General features: G+C 72.8%; 16 protein-coding genes. 7 read left to right on the top strand and 9 right to left on the bottom strand.

From position 1 onward, the window contains the following. Window positions 1-24: 24 nt before the first annotated feature. The gene (locus BMY04_RS03410) at window positions 25-618 is read left to right on the top strand and encodes a TetR/AcrR family transcriptional regulator (protein WP_170853967.1); all 594 of its coding nucleotides are present in this window, start codon (window positions 25-27) and stop codon (window positions 616-618) included. 7 nt (window positions 619-625) lie between these two features. On the opposite strand, the gene BMY04_RS03415 is transcribed toward BMY04_RS03410, so the two are convergent. Beyond that, on the bottom strand, window positions 626-1,087 hold the full coding sequence (locus tag BMY04_RS03415) for an Lrp/AsnC family transcriptional regulator (protein ID WP_232506071.1): 462 nt from the start codon (window positions 1,085-1,087) through the stop codon (window positions 626-628). Between the two features lie 122 nt (window positions 1,088-1,209). Here BMY04_RS03415 and BMY04_RS03420 point away from each other — a divergent pair, with 122 nt between their 5' ends. Next, window positions 1,210-1,797, top strand: a complete 588-nt coding sequence (locus tag BMY04_RS03420) for a LysE family translocator (RefSeq protein WP_091177663.1) — start codon at window positions 1,210-1,212, stop codon at window positions 1,795-1,797. 53 nt (window positions 1,798-1,850) lie between these two features. On the opposite strand, the gene BMY04_RS03425 is transcribed toward BMY04_RS03420, so the two are convergent. From BMY04_RS03425 to BMY04_RS03445, 5 genes are all read right to left on the bottom strand, one after another. After that, a complete protein-coding gene (locus BMY04_RS03425) occupies window positions 1,851-2,759 on the bottom strand; it encodes a carbohydrate ABC transporter permease (RefSeq protein ID WP_198409906.1) in 909 nt (302 codons plus the stop codon). Then, the gene (locus tag BMY04_RS03430; protein ID WP_232506072.1) at window positions 2,756-3,784 is read right to left on the bottom strand and encodes a carbohydrate ABC transporter permease; all 1,029 of its coding nucleotides are present in this window, start codon (window positions 3,782-3,784) and stop codon (window positions 2,756-2,758) included. Before BMY04_RS03430 ends, BMY04_RS03425 begins: the two co-directional genes overlap by 4 nt. Next, window positions 3,781-5,205, bottom strand: coding sequence for an N-acetylglucosamine/diacetylchitobiose ABC transporter substrate-binding protein (ngcE, locus tag BMY04_RS03435; protein ID WP_091177664.1), 1,425 nt, complete (start codon window positions 5,203-5,205; stop codon window positions 3,781-3,783). The genes BMY04_RS03430 and ngcE overlap by 4 nt, the downstream gene beginning before the upstream one ends. Window positions 5,206-5,290: 85 nt before the next feature. Continuing rightward, window positions 5,291-6,160: a sugar isomerase domain-containing protein gene (locus BMY04_RS03440; protein WP_232506073.1), complete on the bottom strand. Its 870-nt coding sequence runs from the start codon at window positions 6,158-6,160 to the stop codon at window positions 5,291-5,293. Next, window positions 6,157-7,098: a MurR/RpiR family transcriptional regulator gene (locus tag BMY04_RS03445; protein ID WP_332452306.1), complete on the bottom strand. Its 942-nt coding sequence runs from the start codon at window positions 7,096-7,098 to the stop codon at window positions 6,157-6,159. The genes BMY04_RS03440 and BMY04_RS03445 overlap by 4 nt, the downstream gene beginning before the upstream one ends. A gap of 179 nt (window positions 7,099-7,277) precedes the next feature. Between BMY04_RS03445 and BMY04_RS03450 the strand changes: the two genes are divergently transcribed. The 5 genes from BMY04_RS03450 (at window position 7,278) to BMY04_RS03470 (ending at window position 13,055) form a co-directional block, all read left to right on the top strand. Further along, window positions 7,278-8,258: an N-acetylglucosamine kinase gene (locus BMY04_RS03450; RefSeq protein ID WP_091177666.1), complete on the top strand. Its 981-nt coding sequence runs from the start codon at window positions 7,278-7,280 to the stop codon at window positions 8,256-8,258. A gap of 270 nt (window positions 8,259-8,528) precedes the next feature. After that, on the top strand, window positions 8,529-9,644 hold the full coding sequence (locus BMY04_RS03455) for a sugar ABC transporter substrate-binding protein (RefSeq protein WP_091177667.1): 1,116 nt from the start codon (window positions 8,529-8,531) through the stop codon (window positions 9,642-9,644). 129 nt (window positions 9,645-9,773) lie between these two features. Next, complete coding sequence (locus tag BMY04_RS03460) at window positions 9,774-10,580, top strand: ATP-binding cassette domain-containing protein (RefSeq protein WP_091177668.1); 807 nt, start codon at window positions 9,774-9,776, stop codon at window positions 10,578-10,580. After that, window positions 10,577-11,839, top strand: a complete 1,263-nt coding sequence (locus tag BMY04_RS03465; RefSeq protein WP_091177669.1) for a sugar ABC transporter permease — start codon at window positions 10,577-10,579, stop codon at window positions 11,837-11,839. The genes BMY04_RS03460 and BMY04_RS03465 overlap by 4 nt, the downstream gene beginning before the upstream one ends. A 22-nt stretch (window positions 11,840-11,861) precedes the next feature. Then, window positions 11,862-13,055 carry an ROK family protein gene (locus BMY04_RS03470; RefSeq protein ID WP_091177670.1) on the top strand — a complete coding sequence of 398 codons (1,194 nt, stop codon included), beginning with the start codon at window positions 11,862-11,864 and terminating at the stop codon, window positions 13,053-13,055. A gap of 66 nt (window positions 13,056-13,121) precedes the next feature. Here the strand turns inward: BMY04_RS03470 and BMY04_RS03475 are convergent, their stop codons facing one another. From BMY04_RS03475 to BMY04_RS03485, 3 genes are all read right to left on the bottom strand, one after another. Beyond that, window positions 13,122-14,090, bottom strand: coding sequence for a class II fructose-bisphosphate aldolase (locus BMY04_RS03475; RefSeq protein ID WP_091177671.1), 969 nt, complete (start codon window positions 14,088-14,090; stop codon window positions 13,122-13,124). Window positions 14,091-14,152: 62 nt separating this feature from the next. Beyond that, window positions 14,153-15,661 (bottom strand): FGGY-family carbohydrate kinase, encoded by a 1,509-nt coding sequence (locus tag BMY04_RS03480; RefSeq protein WP_091177672.1) that lies wholly within the window; start codon window positions 15,659-15,661, stop codon window positions 14,153-14,155. Window positions 15,662-15,725: 64 nt separating this feature from the next. Then, on the bottom strand, window positions 15,726-16,853 hold the full coding sequence (locus BMY04_RS03485) for a substrate-binding domain-containing protein (protein ID WP_091177673.1): 1,128 nt from the start codon (window positions 16,851-16,853) through the stop codon (window positions 15,726-15,728). Between the last annotated feature and the right edge of the window lie 32 nt (window positions 16,854-16,885).

The raw sequence follows: 16,885 nt of genomic DNA on the forward strand, positions 1-16,885 counted from the left end.
GATGACGGTCGTAGGGTGGGGGTCGTGAGCAGCACGAGCGACCGCCCCGGGCGACCGGCCGGCAGCGACGGGTCCAACCGCGAGCGGGTGCGCCGGGCGGCGCGCGAGGTCTTCGCGGCGCACGGGTTCCGCGGCGCCACCATGCGGGCGATCGCGCTCCGGGCCGGGGTCGACATCGCGCTGCTGTCGCACTACTTCGGCAACAAGGACGGCCTCTTCGCCGCCACCCTCGAGCTGCCCGAGGAGGCCTACGGGATGCTGGCGCAGGCGCTGTCGGGACCCATGGAGACGCAGGGTGAGCGCCTGACCCGGCGCTACCTGACGCTCTGGGAGGAGCCCGCGACCAGCACCCACCTGCAGGCGCTCGCCCGGTCGGCGCTGGGCAACGACGCCGCGTCAGAGCAGCTGCGGGCCCTGCTGACCGGGGCCATCGCGGGGCTCGGGGAGCTGATCGACGGCCGCCGGACCGGGTTCGCCCTCGCCATGTCCCAGCTCCTGGGGACCGCCCTCGGCCGCCACGTCATCGGCGTCCCGCCGCTGGTGGAGCCGGACCTCGAGGAGGTCGTCGCGCGGACCGCCCCGCTCGTCCAGGTCCACCTCCAGACGCCGGACCGCTGAGCACCCGCTAGGCCGGCGTGGCGGCAGCGGCTCCCACTCCCCGCCGGGGCAGGGCCACGGACCGCAGGGGCACCGGCGTCGACACGACGATCGAGGTGGTGAGCTGGCCGTGCACCGAGAGCCGGTCGAGGACGTCGGCCAGATGACCCATCGAGCGGACGTGGAGCTTGATCAGGAAGCAGTCGTCGCCGGTGATGCGGTGGCACTCCGTCACCTCCTCGACGTCGGGCAGCAGCGCCGTCACCCGCGCGAGCTGACCGGGCCCGGGCCGCATGCGCGCGTACGCGCTGACCGGCAGCCCGAGCGCCTCCGGCTCGACGTCCAGGCGCCAGCCGGCGATCACCCCCGCCTCCCGGAGCCGGTCCACGCGCTCGGTGACGGCGGGCGGGCTCATCGCCACCCGCCGGGCGAGCGCCGTCATGGAGAGCCGGGGGTCGTCCTGCAGGGCGGCGAGGATCTGCAGGTTCACCGCATCGAGGGCATCGTTCTCGGCGGCGTGGACGTCGAGTCGGCGTCGGTTCGAAGGCACGAGACGAGTTCTACCGCGACTTTCCCCTGTCGGCCAGCGCTTGGGTCGACCAGGCTGGAGGCGTGCTCGCCGTGCTGCTGTTCGTCCTGGTCGCCACCCTCTCCCCCGGCGGGGCCACCGCCTTGGCCACGGCGTCGGGCGCACGCTTCGGCGTACGGCGCTCGCTGCCGCTGATGCTCGGGATCGCCGCCGGGCTGGCGACGCTGGCGGCGGCGGCCTCGCTCGGGCTCGCCGGGGTGCTGTTCCGGGTGCCGCACGTCGAGCTCGCGGTCCGGCTGCTCGGCACCGCGTACCTGCTCCGGCTGGCCTGGCAGACGGCGCGGGGCGGAGCGCCCGGGCAGGCCACGCTCGAGCGCCCGCGGCGGTTCGGCGCCGGGGTGCTGCTGCTGTGGCTGAACCCCAAGGGGTGGGCCATGACGCTCAGCGCGGCGGGCGCCTTCGCGACCGCCGTCGACGGCCCCGCGCGGCTGGCGCTGCTCCTCGGCGGGACGTTCCTGGTCGGGGCGACGGTCTCGCAGCTGGCGTGGTGCACGCTCGGCGGCGTGCTCGGCCGGATTCTCACCCGGCCCTGGCACTGGCGGCTGCTGAACGGCGCCCTCGCCGTCCTGCTCGTCGCCTCCGTCGTCCCGCTGTGGCTCGAGGCGCCCTGAGCTGGTCGGGGCGCCGACCAGCTCAGGGGCGTTCGTGCCTCCCCGCGCGGGAACTACTTGTTCGTGCCCTGCGACACGGAACCCTGCAGCTGACGCTGGAAGATCAGGTAGACCACCAGCACCGGGACCACCGTGATGACGACGGCGGCGAACAGCGCGCCGAAATCGACGGAGTAGCCGGCCTGCGACGCGAACGCCGCCATGCCCTGGGTCAGCACGTAGTTGTCGGTGTTGGTGTTCAGCGCGACCGGCAGCAGGAACTGGTTCCACAGCCCCACGAAGTTGAGGATCGCGACCGTCGCCAGCCCGGGGCGGGCCATCGGCAGCATGACCGAGAAGAACGTGCGCCACTCCCCCGCCCCGTCCAGCGCGGCCGCCTCGGCGATCGAGCGCGAGAGCGAGCGGAAGAAGGAGTAGAGGAAGAACACCGTGAACGGGAAGGCGAACGCGGCGTAGGTGAGGATCAGCCCGGGCAGGGTGTTGAGCAGCCCGACGCCGCGCAGCACGAAGAACAGCGGCACGATCGCCAGGAAGATCGGGAACGTGAGCCCGGCGAGCATCAGGTAGTAGATGAAGCGGTTGCCCGGGAAGGAGAACCGCGCCAGCACGTACGCCGACATCGACCCGAAGAGCATCGTCACCACGAGCGCGCCGAAGACGACGATCACCGAGTTGAGGAAGAAGCTCCCGATCCCGGCGGTCGTCCACGCGTTGACGTAGTTGTCGAACCGCGGCCGCGCGGGCAGCGCGAAGGGCGAGGCGAAGATCTCCGAGCTCGTCTTGAACGAGCTCATCACGACCCAGAGCAGCGGGACGATCACGAGCAGGGACCAGATGATCAGCACCGCGTGCGAGCCCACCGTGACGGCCGTGTCGCCCGCCGAACGGCCCTGCGCGCGGTCCGTCACGGGGGTCGCCCGCGGGGCGGGGGGCGCCTCGACCGGCGCCTGCGTCGACGTCACTCCGCCACCTCGTCCCGTCCGCCGGTCAGCCGGATCACTGCGAACACCAGCCCCGCGTACGCGAGCGTGACCGCCGCGAGCACGACGCCCATGGCGCAGGCGTAGCCGAACTGGCCCTGCGTGAAGGCCGTCGTGAACAGCCGCTGCGAGATCACGAGGGTGGAGTTCTCCGGGCCGCCGCCCGGCTCGAGCGCCGCCATGTAGACGAACGCGTCGAGGGCCAGGATGCCCATGTAGATGTACGCGGTCTGGATGTTGTCGCGCACCAGCGGGATCGTGATCGACACCGTGGTGCGGAACCGTCCCGCCCCGTCGACGCGGGCCGCCTCGAAGACCTCGGCCGGGATGCCCTTGATCGCGGCGATGAACAGCACCATGTAGAAGCCGACCAGGCCCCACACGATCACGAACATCACCGCGAGCTTGGCCGTGCTGACCTCGCCCAACCACGCGAACGAGGTGAACGAGTCCAGCCCGAGCCGCGTCAGGACGCCGTTGAGCAGGCCGCTGTTCGGGTCGTAGATCTGCGACCAGATCAGGCCGATGACGATGGCCGGCACGACGTAGGGGAAGAACGACACGATCCGGTAGAAGCTCGACCCGGCCAGGCCGCGCACGTTGCCGCGGCTGGAGCCGCCCACCGTCACCAGCGTGGCGAAGAACATCGCCAGCACCAGCGTGACGGTCGGCAGCACCAGCGCGAGGACCACGCTGTTGCCCAGGGCCTTCAGGAAGATCTCGTCGTCGAGCAGCTTGGTGTAGTTCGCCAGGCCGACGAACGGGATGCTCGGCGAGAACCCCGTCCAGCTGGTCAGCGAGAAGTACGCCGCCTGCACGAAGGGCGACACCACGAAGGCGATGTACCCGACGAGCGGGACGACCAGGAAGACCGCGAAGAAGCTGATCCGGTCGAAGGTCAGGTTGCGCCGGCGCCACCGGGCCGACCCGAGCAGGCGCAGGCTGTGACGCAGGCCGACGCCGGTGGCCGCCCCCTCGACGGGGGCGACCGGACCCACGGCCGTCACGACACCGGGACCTTCTTGATCGAGTCGTCCTTGGCGATCTTGTCGGTGATCGACTGCAGGCCCTTGGTCAGGGTGGCGACGTCGGAGTCACCCTGCAGGAAGGCGTTCCACAGCACGAGCTGGTCGGTGTTGGTGCCGTAGAGGTCGACGAAGTTCCAGGTGAAGACGTTGCTGCCGGCCGCGTCGAGCATCTTGACCTGCGACTGCAGGGCGGTCGAGCCGAACCCGTCCTCGGGGATGAGGCCCTTGACGATGCTCGAGCTGAAGGTCGTCTTGGCGAAGTTCGTCGCGGCCTCCTTGGAGAGCATCGCCCGCAGGAACTCCTTGCCGCCGGCGAGGTTCTTCGCCTGCGCGGGCACGATGTAGCCCTCACCGGCGGTGGAGTGCAGCGCCTCCCACGGCAGCGACGAGCTGGAGTCGACCGTCGGCTCCGGCGCGCCGGTCATCTTGAAGCCGTCCTTGGTCTGGGTCTTCATCTCGTTCTCGATCCAGCCGCCCGAGGGGTAGAGCACGAAGTCCTGGTCGTTGCTCCACTGCGCCTGCGCCGCGGTGAACTGCGTCCCCGCGCCGCCCGGCTTCACGTAGCCCGCGTCGATGATCTTCTTCAGCCCGGTGAAGACCGCCTGGACGGCCGGCATCGACCAGCAGTCGGGCTTCAGGTTCTCCAGCGCCAGGCGCACCTCGTCGCCGCCCTGCTTGATCGCGGAGGCGATGGCCATCGTCTGGTAGTAGGTCGCGGCCTCCTTGCCCCAGCCGAGCAGGTACTTGCCCTTGGCCTTGGCCTTGCCGCCGAGCTCGTACATCTCGTCGTACGTCTTCGGCACCGTCCAGCCCTCCGACTCGAAGAGCGAGGCGGAGTACCACAGCGCGTAGACCGTCAGCACGTAGTTGAGCTGGACGAACTTGCCGTCGAACGTGCCCGGCGCCGTGACGCCCGGGTAGAGGGTGTCCGCGATCTTGGTGCCCTCGTAGTTGTTGGCGTTGATCACGTCGGTGAGGTCGGCCAGCTGGTCGCGGATCGTGTTGATGCCGATGAGGCCGGCGCCGGAGTTGTCGATGACGTCCGGCGGGTTGCCCGCGACGAAGCGCGGCTGCAGCGTCTGGGCGATGTTGGTCGCGGGGCTGACCTTGACGGTGGACCCGGCGTTCTTCGCCTGCATCTGCTGGCCGGCGAACGTGGCGTAGTCGATGCCGTAGCCGCCCTTGAAGATCACCGCCTCCGTGGAGGAGTTCGCGGCGAGGCCGAACGGGTTGTCGGCGCTGGTCGCGCCGGTGGCGCTGGCCGAGGGCGCGGTCGAGCCGGTGCCCGACGTCGCGCAGCCGGCGAGGCCGCCGGTGGCGGCGAGCGCCGCGGCGGCGAGCCCGCCGCGCAGGAAGTCCCGCCTGTCGAGCGAGCGCAGGGACGGGAGCGAGGTGGTCATCTGGCTGGTCCTCCGGGTGCGTGTGGGTGTGAGGTGCTGCATGGGTCCGAGGTGCTGCTGAGGTCGTACGGGATGTGCTCGGGGTCTAGGTGCCGCGGTGGATGCGGCCGGCGTAGCGCTGCTCGAGGGCGGAGTTGTGCTCGTCGCCGCCGGGGATGTTCGCGGAGAGGTAGAGCGGCGGGCGCCGGCCGTCGGCGGCGATCCGCTCGGAGACGCCGACGGTCAGCAGCTGCGCGATGTACGCGGCGGTGATCGAGGAGACCGCGCCGACCGGGACCGTCTCTCCGCGAAGGGGGGACGACCCCCCTTGAACCCCCCGAGAACCGCTCGAGCCGTTGAGGGTCAGCGTCGCGTCGCCGTACGGGGCGAGGTTGTCGATCACGACGTCAGCGACGTCGGAGAGCCGCTGGCCGCTCGGGTGCTTGATCGGCACGGCCATCGTGTGCTCCATCGAGGTGACCGCGACGACCGGGATGCCGTGCTCCTTGGCGACGAGCGCGAGGCCGACGATCGAGCCGTTCACGCCGGAGTTCGACGCGATCATCAGCAGGTCGCCCGGCTGCACGCCGGCGAGCTCCCACAGCTCGGTGACGTTGTCCGGGTTGCGCTCCAGGCTCGAGCCGCCGAGGTCGTCGACCGAGAGGCTGCCGCGCAGCACGAGGTCGCGCAGCGCGATCTTGTTGGTGGGGATGAATCCGCCCGCCCGGCCGGCGATCTCCATGGCGAACGCCTCGGAGTGGCCGGTGCCGAAGGCGTGCACGACACCGCCGGACTCGATGGTGCTGGTCATCAGGTCGAGGGCGGCGTCGAGGCCACCCTCGGCGGCGGTGCGGGTGATCGCGTCGAGGCGCGTGCGCACCTGCTCGGCGAAGTCGTTCGCCACGGCGGCGAAGTCCATCGGGCTCCTCTGGTCGGTGGGGCTGGTCTGCCCGGTGGGCAGCGTCGGGGTGCTCATGCGTGCTCCGCCGCCGACCGCGCCGAGCGCCGCGGACGGCGGTGGGAGGTCACGGCGAGCGCGGAGGCGGCGAGCTTGTCGCTGGAGCGGTCGAAGTCCTCCTGCGCGACGAGCAGGTAGAGCAGGTCGAGCACGAGCAGCTGGCCGTGCTTGGCCGAGAGGTCGTCGGGCTGCAGGGCCTGCTCGTAGACCGAGGTGACGATGCTCGCCTGCGCCAGCTCGTCGAGGGGCGAGCCCGGGTTGTTCGTGACGGCGACCGTGAAGGCGCCGGCCCGGCCCGCCTCGGCGAGCATCTCGATCGTCTCCTCGGTCCGTCCCGTCGTGGAGATGCCGATCGCGACGGTGTCGGGGCCCTGGATAGCGGCGCTGACCAGGCCGAGGTGGACGTCGGCCCAGGTGAAGGCGGGCACGCCGATCCGGTAGAGCCGACCCTGCAGCTCGGAGGCGAGCATCGCGCTGCCGCCGACGCCGTAGATGTCGACCTGGCGGCTGCGGCCGATGCGGTGGGAGACCTCGCTCATCACCGCGAGGTCGATGGCCGAGGTGGCCTCGCGCAGCGACTTGGTGTGGCTGCCGATGAGCCGGGCGAGCAGCAGCTCGGGGGTGTCGTCGGGGCCGAACTCGCGCCCGATCTCGTTGGCCCACGACTCGCGGGCGGTGCTGCGACCGACGTCGGTGGCGACCCCCACCCGCATCTCGACGTAGCCGGCGTAGCCGATCATGCGGCAGAAACGCGTGACGGTCGCGGCGGAGGTGCCTGCCTGCTCGGCCAGCTCGCCGATCGACAGGGTGAGCGGTGCCTGCGGGTGCAGGAGCAGGTAGTCGGCGACCCGGGCCAGGGCGGCGGGCATGTCGGGCTGCAGCGCGCGGATCCGGTCCGCGACACCGGGGGCCTGCTCGCGCGTCTGCGCAGCCCGCTCCGACGTGAGAATGAGTATCGCCTCTCGCCCTGGTCCGTGAAATTCGCTATCACGCTAGTGTGTGGCCGCGCCGCTGGCAACCACCTCATGGCGGCGTCGCAGGACCGCAACGCAACCGCAACACAACCCCCGACCGGCGACCATCGCCCGAACACCAGGTGACGCGGGTGAGCCCCTGACCAGGAGACCGACGACCCATGACCCGGCTCCTCGCCCTCGACGCGGGCGGCACCAGCACCCGGGCGGTCGCGCTCGACGACGACGGGCGCGTGCTCGGCCTCGGGCGCAGCAGCGCCGGGAACCCGACGGCCGCGGGCGTCGTCCCGGCGGCCGAGGCCGTCGTCGCCGCGGCCGGGGCCGCGTTGGGCGCAAGGGCGCGCGCGGACGTCGCGGTGCTGGCCATGGCCGGGGAGCAGAGCGACGCCTTCCGCAGCCTCGTCGAGCAGGGTCTGGCGGCGTACGGCGTCTCCCGCGTCGTCCTCGACCACGACCTGCTGGCGCTCTTCTGCTCCGGGACGGCGGCGCTCGAGGGGTATGCGCTGATCGCCGGCACCGGAACGGTGGCGGCGCGGGTCCGCGACGGTTCGCTGGAGCGCGTCGTCGGCGGCCGCGGCTGGCTGCTGGGCGACGCGGGCGGCGGGTTCTGGATCGGGCGCCGCGTCGCCCGGGCCGTCGTCGCCGCGCTCGACGGCCAGGGCGAGCCCACCGACCTCACGCCGCTCGTGCTGGGCGCGCTCGGCGTCGTCGCGGACCCCTCGGGCGAGCCGGGCCGGGTCGCCGCGATCCGGCAGGTCGTGTCGGCCGTGTACGCGCGCCGACCGGTCGCGCTCGCCGAGCTGGCCCCGCTCGTCTTCGCCCTCCCCCACGACCCCGTGGCGCGCGGGATCGCCGTGGCGGCGTCGGAGGCCCTGGCGGACCTCCTCGACGCCGTCCGGGTGCCCGACCTCGCCGGGCCCTTCGTCGTCGGCGGCAGCGTGGTCGCCCGCGGCATCCTCGGCGCGTCGGACGACCTGGCGCCGCACCTCGTCCCGCCGGCCCGGGGAGCCGCGGTGCAGGCCGTCCCGGACGGGCTCGTCGGGGCCGCCGTGCTCGCCCTGCGCCACACCGGCACCGTGGTCGACGACGAGCGCTACCAGCGCCTCCGCGCCGAGGTGACCGGCCGCGGCCCGACGCGCTGACGGGCGCACGAGCGCGAAACCGCGCGAAGCCCCCTCGAAAGTTTCGCCTCCAACGGTTATCAAGCCGTGATCTCGAGGGCGCCCGATTCCCTCAGCCGGCTGTTATGTTTCGCTGCACTACTTAACCCGTCAACGCTGACGCGGTCCACCCGCTCCCGGGACCCACCCGGGTGCGAGGCTGCCCGCAGGGCACGACGGACACGTCCAGCGCACCACCCGGTGCGCCCTCTGAGCCGGCACGAGAGCCGGCTCGAGAAAGGTCCGTACTCCATGAAGAAGCACCTGCTCGGCATCGGCACGCTCGCGGCCGTCGCCACTCTCACCCTGGCTGGCTGCGGCGGCTCGGGCTCCGACGCCCAGCCCGCAGCCTCGGGCGGCTCGTCCGCCGCCGTGACCGGCAAGATCGGCGTCATCCTCCCCGACACCGAGTCCTCGGCCCGCTGGGAGAACGCCGACCGGCCGTTCTTCACCAAGGCCTTCGGCGACGCCGGCGTCCAGGCCGACATCCAGAACGCCCAGGGCGACGCCACCCAGTTCCAGACCATCGCCGACGGCATGATCAGCGCCGGCGTGAAGGCGCTGATCATCACGAGCCTCGACCCCGACTCGGGCAGCGCCGTGATCAAGAAGGCGACCGACGCGGGCATCCCGGTCATCGACTACGACCGCGCCAACCTCGGCGGCGGCGCGAAGTACTACGTGTCCTTCGACAACGTCAAGGTCGGCACGACCATCGGCGAGGGCCTCGTCGGCTGCCTCAAGGCCGACGGCAAGACCAGCGGCAACGTCGTCGAGCTCAACGGCTCGCCGGACGACAACAACGCCACGCTGTTCAAGCAGGGCTACGACAAGGTCATCCGCGACGCCGGCTACACCGTCGTCGCCGACCAGGCCGTGCCGAAGTGGAACAACGACACGGGCGGCCAGCTGTTCGAGCAGATCTACACCAAGCAGGGCGGCAAGATCGACGGCGTCGCCGCCGCGAACGACGGCCTCGGCGGTGCCGTGGTCTCCGTGCTGCAGCGCAACGGCCTCGCCGGCAAGGTCCCGGTCAGCGGCCAGGACGCGACGGACGAGGGCCTGCAGCGCATCCTGCTCGGCACGCAGTGCAACACCGTCTACAAGGCCGTGGCCAAGGAGGCCGACGCCGCCGCCAAGCTGGGCATCGCGCTCGCCAAGGGCGACGTGTCCGGGGCCGACGCGCTGGCCACCCAGACCTTCAACGACCCGAAGGCCGGCGCCGACAAGAAGGCCATCCTGCTCGACCCGCAGGCCATCACCAAGGACAACGTCAAGGCGGTCATCGACGACGGCTACACCACCGCCGACAAGATCTGCACGACGGCGGCGCTGAAGAAGGCGTGCTCCTCCGCGGGCATCTCCTGACCTGACGCACCCGGCCTGGTCGCCCCGCTCCTCGTGAGCGGGGCGACCAGGCCGTCCCTCGTCCGCCCCGGCCGCGACCGGGAGGCACGACCCGCACGCCCGCACACGAACCATGAACCAGGAGAACCGATGACGTCCGACAGCGTCAGCGCCGCGGGTGACGGGCAGCAGCCGCTGCTCAGCCTGCGCGGCATCACCAAGAGCTTCGGGGCGGTGGACGTCCTCAAGGGCGTCGACCTCGACTGCTACCTCGGCCAGGTCACCGCCCTGGTCGGCGACAACGGCGCCGGCAAGTCGACCCTGGTCAAGGGCATCGCCGGCACCCACACCTTCGACGGCGGCGAGTACCTCTTCGAGGGCCGTCCCGTGAACGTCACCTCGCCCAAGGCGGCCAGCGACCTCGGCATCGAGGTCGTCTACCAGGACCTCGCCCTGTGCGACAACCTCGACGTGGTCCACAACATGTTCCTCGGCCGCGAGGAGACGAACGGCATCGTCATGGACGAGACGACGATGGAACGACGGGCGCAGGAGACGCTCGCGGGCCTGTCCGTCCGCACCCTGAAGTCGGTCCGCACCTCCGTCTCCCGGCTCTCCGGCGGCCAGCGCCAGACCATCGCCATCGCGCGGGCCGTGCTGTGGAACAGCAAGCTCGTGATCCTCGACGAGCCGACGGCGGCCCTCGGCGTGGCCCAGACCGAGCAGGTGCTCAACCTCGTGCGCCGCCTCGCCGACAGCGGCCTCGCGGTCATCCTCATCTCGCACAACATGAACGACGTCAAGCAGGTCGCCGACACCGTCGCCGCGCTCTACCTCGGCCAACTGGCCGCCACGGTGCGCGCCGAGGACGTGACGACCGGCCAGATCGTCGAGCTCATCACCACCGGACGCAGCGGCGAGCTCGGGCTCGCCGCCGACAGAGAGGTGCTGCGATGAGCACCACCACCCAGCCCACGGCCGCGTCCACCGAGGTCGCGCCGGAGCGCGCCACCCTCGGCAGCGCCGCCCGCGACTACGTCACCCGCGTACGCGGCGGCGACGTCGGCTCGCTGCCGGCCATCGCCGGCTTCGTGTTCCTCGTCGTGCTGTTCACGATCCTCCGCCCCGACAACTTCGCCACGAAGCTCAACTGGGCCAACCTGCTCAACCAGAGCGCGGCGGTCATCTTCATCGCCATGGGCCTGGTGTTCGTGCTGCTCCTCGGCGAGATCGACCTGTCCGCGGGCTACACCGCCGGCGTGGGGGCGGGCACCCTCGCCGTCCTGCTGACCTTCAAGGGCTGGCCGTGGCCCGCCGCCGTCCTCGCGGCCCTGGTCGTCGGCCTGGTGATCGGCGCGCTGATCGGTCTGCTGGTGGCCAGGCTCGGGATCCCCTCGTTCGTCGTCACCCTCTCGGCCTTCCTGGCCCTGCAGGGCGTGCTGCTGACGGTGATCGGCACCGGCGGCACCGTGCCGATCCGCGACCCGTTCGTCCTCTCGCTGATGAACGACAACATGCCGCCGGCGCTGGGCTGGGTCATGTGGTTCCTGGTCGTCGCGGGCTACGCCCTCACCGAGGTCCTCGGCCGGCGCCGCCGCAGCAAGGCCGGGCTGCCGTCGCCGTCGGTGGCGCTGCCGGCGCTGCGGATCGCGGTCATCGCCGTGCTCCTCGGCCTGGTCGTCTACCTGTTCAACCTCGAGCGCGCGGTCAACCCGGCGATCAAGTCGCTCAAGGGCGTGCCCCTGATCGTGCCGATCGCCGTGGTGTTCGTGGTCGTGCTGAGCTTCGTGCTCAAGCGGACCCGCTTCGGCCAGCACATCTACGCCGTGGGCGGCAACGCCGAGGCGGCGCGCCGGGCCGGCATCAACGTCAACCGGATCAAGATCGCCTGCTTCATGATCAGCTCGACGCTGGCCGCGTTCGGCGGCATCCTGCTGGCCTCGCGGGCGAACTCGGTGTCGCCCTCGACCGGTGGTGCCTCCACCCTGCTGCTCGCGGTCGGCGCGGCCGTCATCGGCGGCACCTCGCTGTTCGGCGGCAAGGGCCGGATCATCGACGCGATCATCGGCGGGCTGGTGATCGCGGTGATCCAGAACGGTCTGCCGCTCATCACCCAGCGCGCCGAGATCCAGTTCATCGTGACCGGGCTGGTGCTGCTGCTGGCGGCGAGCGTCGACGCGATCTCCCGCCGACGAGCCGCGGCCTCCGGGCGCTAGCGCCCGGAGGAGGAGAGAGCCGATGAGCGTCCGGGAGACCCTCGCCGGGTCCCCGGACGTCCGGCGCACCAACCTCGCCGTCCTGCTGCGGCACCTGCACCTGGACGGCCCGATGCGCCGGGCCGAGCTCACCGACCGGTCCGGCCTGACCCGCAGCACGGTCGCCGGCCTGGTCGGTGAGCTCGGGCGTCTCGGGGCCGTCGAGCAGACGGCAGCGACCACCACGCCGACCGCCGGCGCCCCGACCCGCGGCCGGCCCTCCCCCGTCGTCCGGCCCTGCCCCCTGGGGGTGCAGGTGCTGGCCGCCGAGGTCCGGGTGGACGCGGTGGAGGTCGCCCTGGTCGGCCTGGGCGGCACGGTCCTGCGGCGCGAGAGCCACCGCACCGCGGCGTCGGCGCCGGAGCCGATCGCCGACCTCCTGGCCGACGCGGTGACCGAGCTCGCCCGGGCCGCCCCCGGCCGGGTCCTCGGCCTCGGGGTCGCCGTCCCCGGCGTCACCCGGCACGACGACGGGGCCGTCCGCTTCGCCCCGAACCTCTCCTGGCGCGACGTCGCCTTCGGCCGGCTCCTCGCCGCACGGCTGCCCGGGACCGACGTCCGGGTCGTCAACGACGGCGACGCCGGCGCCCTCGCCGAGCACCTGCGCGGCGTGGCCCGCGGGTGCGGCGACGTCGTCTTCGTCGAGGGCGAGGTCGGGGTCGGCAGCGGCGTGATCGTCGACGGCAAGCCCCTCGTCGGGGCGGGCGGCTACGCCGGGGAGCTCGGCCACATCGCCGTCGCGGGCCTGGCCGGGCGCCGCTGCCGCTGCGGGTCGTACGGCTGCTGGGAGACCGAGATCGGCCTCGACGCCATCGTGCGCGGGCTCGGGCTGGACGACGACGCGCACCGGCGCGAGGTCGTCGACGCCCTGCGGGCCGCGGGCCCCGCCGAGGTCGCAGGGCTCGACCGCGTCGCGCAGCACCTCGGGGCCGGGCTGGCCACCGTGGTCAACGTCTTCAACCCCCAGCTGATCGTGCTGGGCGGGCTGCTGCGCGAGCTCTACCCGGTCGTCTCGGCGCAGGTGCGCCGCACGATGGTCCGCGGCGCCCTCGCGGCCCCCGCCGAGCAGGTGCGGCTGGCCCTGCCCGAGCTCGGCGACGACGCCGTCCTCCTCGGCGCCGCCGAGGCCGTCTGGCAGCGCGTCCTCCTCGACCCGGTCGCCGCGCTCAGCGCCTGAGCGCTCCCGGCGCCGACCGCGACCTCCCGGTCGACCCGGCACGGTCCTCGAGGACGCGCACCACCCTCAGGCCGACGGAACCTGCCCCGCCGAGCCGAACTCACGCATCCGCCGGCGCACGATGGCGCCCATGGCGGCCTTGGCCTGCGCCACCGCGGCGCTCGGCTCCACCTCCGCGGGCCGCTCGGCGAGCGCCGTGCGCAGCGCCGCGGTCCAGGCCAGGTGGCTGTCCGCGCCCTGGTTGACCTTGCGGATCCCCTGCCGGACGGCCTCGACCTTCTGCTGCGGCGCGATCCCGTACGAGGGCGTCAGGGCGCCGCCGTGGGCGTTGATCGTCTCCACGTACTCGGGCGGGATCGACGAGCTGCCGTGCAGCACGAGCCCGACGCCGGGCACCCGCTCCTTGATGGCCGCGACCAGCTCGGGGCGCAGCCGCTCGCCGCCGGACGGGTCGGTGAACTTGACCGTCCCGTGGCTGGTGCCGACGGCCACGGCGAGCGCGTCGACGCCCGTGGCCTCGACGAAGTGGGCGGCCTCGTCCGGGTCGGCGTAGACGATCTCCTCGACGATCCCGCTCGCGCCTGACTCCGCCCCGCCGACCGTGCCGAGCTCGCCCTCGACGCTGACGCCGCGCGCGTGCGCGATCTCGACGACCTCGCGGGTCAGGGCGATGTTGGTCTCGAGGTCGTTCGGCTCGTCGTCGTCGACGGAGCGGCTCGCGTCGATCATGACGCTGGTGAAGCCGTGGTCCATCGCGCGGACGCAGTCGTCGCGGTGGCGCCCGTGGTCGAGGTGCAGCCCGACGGGCACGTCGGCGTAGCTCTCGACGACCGCCCGCAGCTGGTCCCACCACCAGCCCTCGTCGTCGTACGCGCTCGTGCCCGCGATGGCCTGGACGATCACCGGCGAGCGCTCGGCGCGCGCGGCGTCGAGGACCGCGACGGCCTGGTTGAGGTCGGAGCAGTTGAACGCGCCCACGGCGTAGCCGCCGCGCTCGGCGTCGGCGAGGAGGTGGGCGAGGGTCGTGAGGGGCACGGCGAGGTCCTGTCCGGGTGAGGGGTTGGTGGGTCGTGGTGGGTCGTGGGGATCGGGCGGGTTCAGGGAGCCGGCACGCAGGGCGGGGCCTGCCTGGCGACCGCCCCGTGCTCGTGCTCGAAGGAGCGCAGGGTCAGCGCGAGGGCGCGGTAGGCGCGACGCTGCCGGGCGTACCAGCCGGCGGTGGCGGGCACCGGTCGGCGGGGCTCGCCGAGCACCGGGGGCGGCAGGTGGTCGAGGTCCACGGCGCCGAGCGCGGCCGCGGCGAGCAGGGCGGCCCCCCGTGCGGACGAACGACCGGGAGCCGGCGTCAGGGCGGTGCCGCCGGCGTCGGCGCGCGCGCCGAGGGCGACCGGGCTCGTCGCCCCGGTGCCGACCGCCCGCAGGTCGCCGGCCACGACGCCGACGGTCAGGAAGGCCTCGAGCAGCACGCCCAGCTCGAAGCCGCTCGCCTCCAGGAACGCCCGCTGCACGTCCGCCCGGGTGGTGGCGAGGGTCAGCCCGACGACCGAGCCCCGGACGTCCGGGTCGTTGTCGAGCGTCCCCGAGCCGGCCAGGTAGGGCAGCACGAGCACCGGCGACGGCGAGGCCGAGGCCTCGGCGACCAGCGCCTCCACGTCCGCGGACCGGAGCAGCTCGGCGCACCACTCGACGGCGAGCCCGCCCGTGGCCGAACCCGCCAGCGTCAGCCAGCGGTCCTCGCGCCACGGGTACGTCGCGAAGCCGGTCCCGCCCAGCCCCTGCGGCCGCGTCGTCGTGCCGACGGCGAGGCAGTCGCTCGAGCCGAGCGCGTACACCGAGACCGCCCCCGGCGACCCGCCCGCGCCGACGTACGAGGCGGCCTGGTCGTGCATCCCGGCGACGAGCCGCGTGCTGCGGGCGAGCCCGAGCCGGTCGGCGACGCCGGGGTGGAAGGGACCGAGGTCGGTGCCCGGGGCGACCGGCGGGGACAGCCGTCCGGGCTCCAGCCAGGGCGCGTCGAGCGCCGTCGCCCCGAGCACCTCGCCCGACCAGGTGCGCGCCGAGACGTCGAACATGCCCGTGCGGGCGGCGCCGGTCCAGTCGACCGCGGGCGGGGCGCCGAGGCGACCGGCGACGAAGTCGGCCAGCGTGCGGTAGCCGACGACGGCCGGCGTGCGCCAGGCCGGCCCGCCCTCGGCGATCTTGCCCACCGAGAACATCCGGTGCGAGGGCTGCCCCGTCAGCTCCTGCACCCGGTCGGCGCCGAGCCGTGCGGCCAGCGCCGCCGCGGCCCGGGCGCCGCGGGCGTCCAGGCCCAGCGGCACGCCGGCCAGCGCGCGGCCCGCCGCGTCGACGGGGACGACGGCCTCGCCCTGGCTGCTGAAGCCGACCGCCCGTACGGGGTCGCCCGCCTCCGCCGCCCGCCGCGCGACGTCAGCGAGGACCGCCTCCGCGTCGCGCAGCACGGCCTCGGCGTCGACCTCCAGCCACCCGGGGCGTGGGGCGCACCGGCGGGTGGGGATGGCGGCGGACGCCAGCTCGCGACCGTCGCCGTCGAAGGCGACCGCCCGCACCCCGGTCGTGCCGAGGTCGAGCCCGACCGTGCTCACCGGGAGTTCACCCTCCGGTGGAGGTGAGCACGGCCGGACCCGTCGCGGGGGCGCCGGGTGGCTCTTACTTCTGGCCCCAGCAGAGGTTCAGGCCCTCTGCCGTGTCGATGCTGTCCAGGCCGTCGACCGGCTTGTCGGTGACGAGCTTGACGCCGGTGTCGTAGAAGTCGAGGCCCGGCGTGACCGCCGGCTTCTCGCCACCGCGGGCGATCTTGGCGATCGCGTCGACCCCGAGCTCGGCCATCTTGAGCGGGTACTGCTGCGAGGTCGCGCCGATCGTTCCGTTCTTGACGTTCTCGACGCCCTGGCAGCCGCCGTCGACCGACACGATGAGCGCGCTCTTGCCGGCGGCCTTGAGCGCGTCCGAGGCACCGGCGGCGCCCGGCTCGTTCAGCGTGTAGACGAGGTTGATGTTCGAGTTCTTGGACAGGCACGCCTCCATGGCCGACTTGCCGCCGTCCTGCGCGCCCTTGGTCGGCTCGTTGCAGACGATCTCGTAGTCGCCGCCCTTGCCGCCGGTGTACTTCCCGGTCTTGTCCTCGTCGCCGTTCTTCTTGGGGTCCTTGACGTCGATGCCCATGCCGGTCAGGAAGCCCTGGTCGCGGTTGTAGTCGACCGAGATGACCTTGTCGTTGAAGGCGTCGAGCAGCGCGATCGTGGCCTTCTTGCCGTCCATCTGGGCGGCGGCCCACTTGCCGATCTCCTCGCCGGCGCTGAAGTTGTCGGTGGCGAAGGTGATGTCGACGACGTCGGCCGGCTCGGGCGGGGTGTCGAGGGCGATGACGTAGAGGCCCTGCTTGCGGGCGTTCTCGATGGCGGTGTTCACGCCGGGGCCGTTCGGGGTGATGAGGATGCCCTGGTCGCCACGCGTCACTGCGGCCTCGATGGCCTGGACCTGGCCGTCCTCGTCGCCGTCCTCCTTGCCCGCGGCGATGGTGAGGTCGACGTTGTTCTTGGTCGACGACTCCTTGGCGCCGTTCTGCATGGCGATCCAGAACGGGTTGATCGAGTCCTTGGTGATCAGCGTGACGGCGACGGGCTTGTCGCCGCCGCCGCTCGCGCTGCCCTGCGCGTCCGGCGCGGCGGACGACCCCCCGCACGCGGCGAGGGTGAGCATGCCGGTGGCGAGCAGCGCGAGCGGGGCGAGACCGCGGCGGACGGGACGGTGGACGAGAGAGATGCGACGTTGCATGGGTCCTCCTGGTGGCTTTTGACGCTATTCTT

This window comes from Microlunatus flavus, assembly GCF_900110855.1.
GTDB lineage: Bacteria > Actinomycetota > Actinomycetes > Propionibacteriales > Propionibacteriaceae > Microlunatus > Microlunatus flavus.

What these genes read in the sequence shown, in the direction of transcription:
- ngcE (WP_091177664.1), bottom strand. Translation starts at nt 5,205, where the DNA reads ATGACCACCTCGCTCCCGTCCCTGCGCTCGCTCGACAGGCGGGACTTC.
- BMY04_RS03440 (WP_232506073.1), bottom strand. Translation starts at nt 6,160, where the DNA reads ATGAGCACCCCGACGCTGCCCACCGGGCAGACCAGCCCCACCGACCAG.
- BMY04_RS03450 (WP_091177666.1), top strand. Translation starts at nt 7,278, where the DNA reads ATGACCCGGCTCCTCGCCCTCGACGCGGGCGGCACCAGCACCCGGGCG.
- BMY04_RS03455 (WP_091177667.1), top strand. Translation starts at nt 8,529, where the DNA reads ATGAAGAAGCACCTGCTCGGCATCGGCACGCTCGCGGCCGTCGCCACT.
- BMY04_RS03460 (WP_091177668.1), top strand. Translation starts at nt 9,774, where the DNA reads ATGACGTCCGACAGCGTCAGCGCCGCGGGTGACGGGCAGCAGCCGCTG.
- BMY04_RS03465 (WP_091177669.1), top strand. Translation starts at nt 10,577, where the DNA reads ATGAGCACCACCACCCAGCCCACGGCCGCGTCCACCGAGGTCGCGCCG.
- BMY04_RS03470 (WP_091177670.1), top strand. Translation starts at nt 11,862, where the DNA reads ATGAGCGTCCGGGAGACCCTCGCCGGGTCCCCGGACGTCCGGCGCACC.
- BMY04_RS03485 (WP_091177673.1), bottom strand. Translation starts at nt 16,853, where the DNA reads ATGCAACGTCGCATCTCTCTCGTCCACCGTCCCGTCCGCCGCGGTCTC.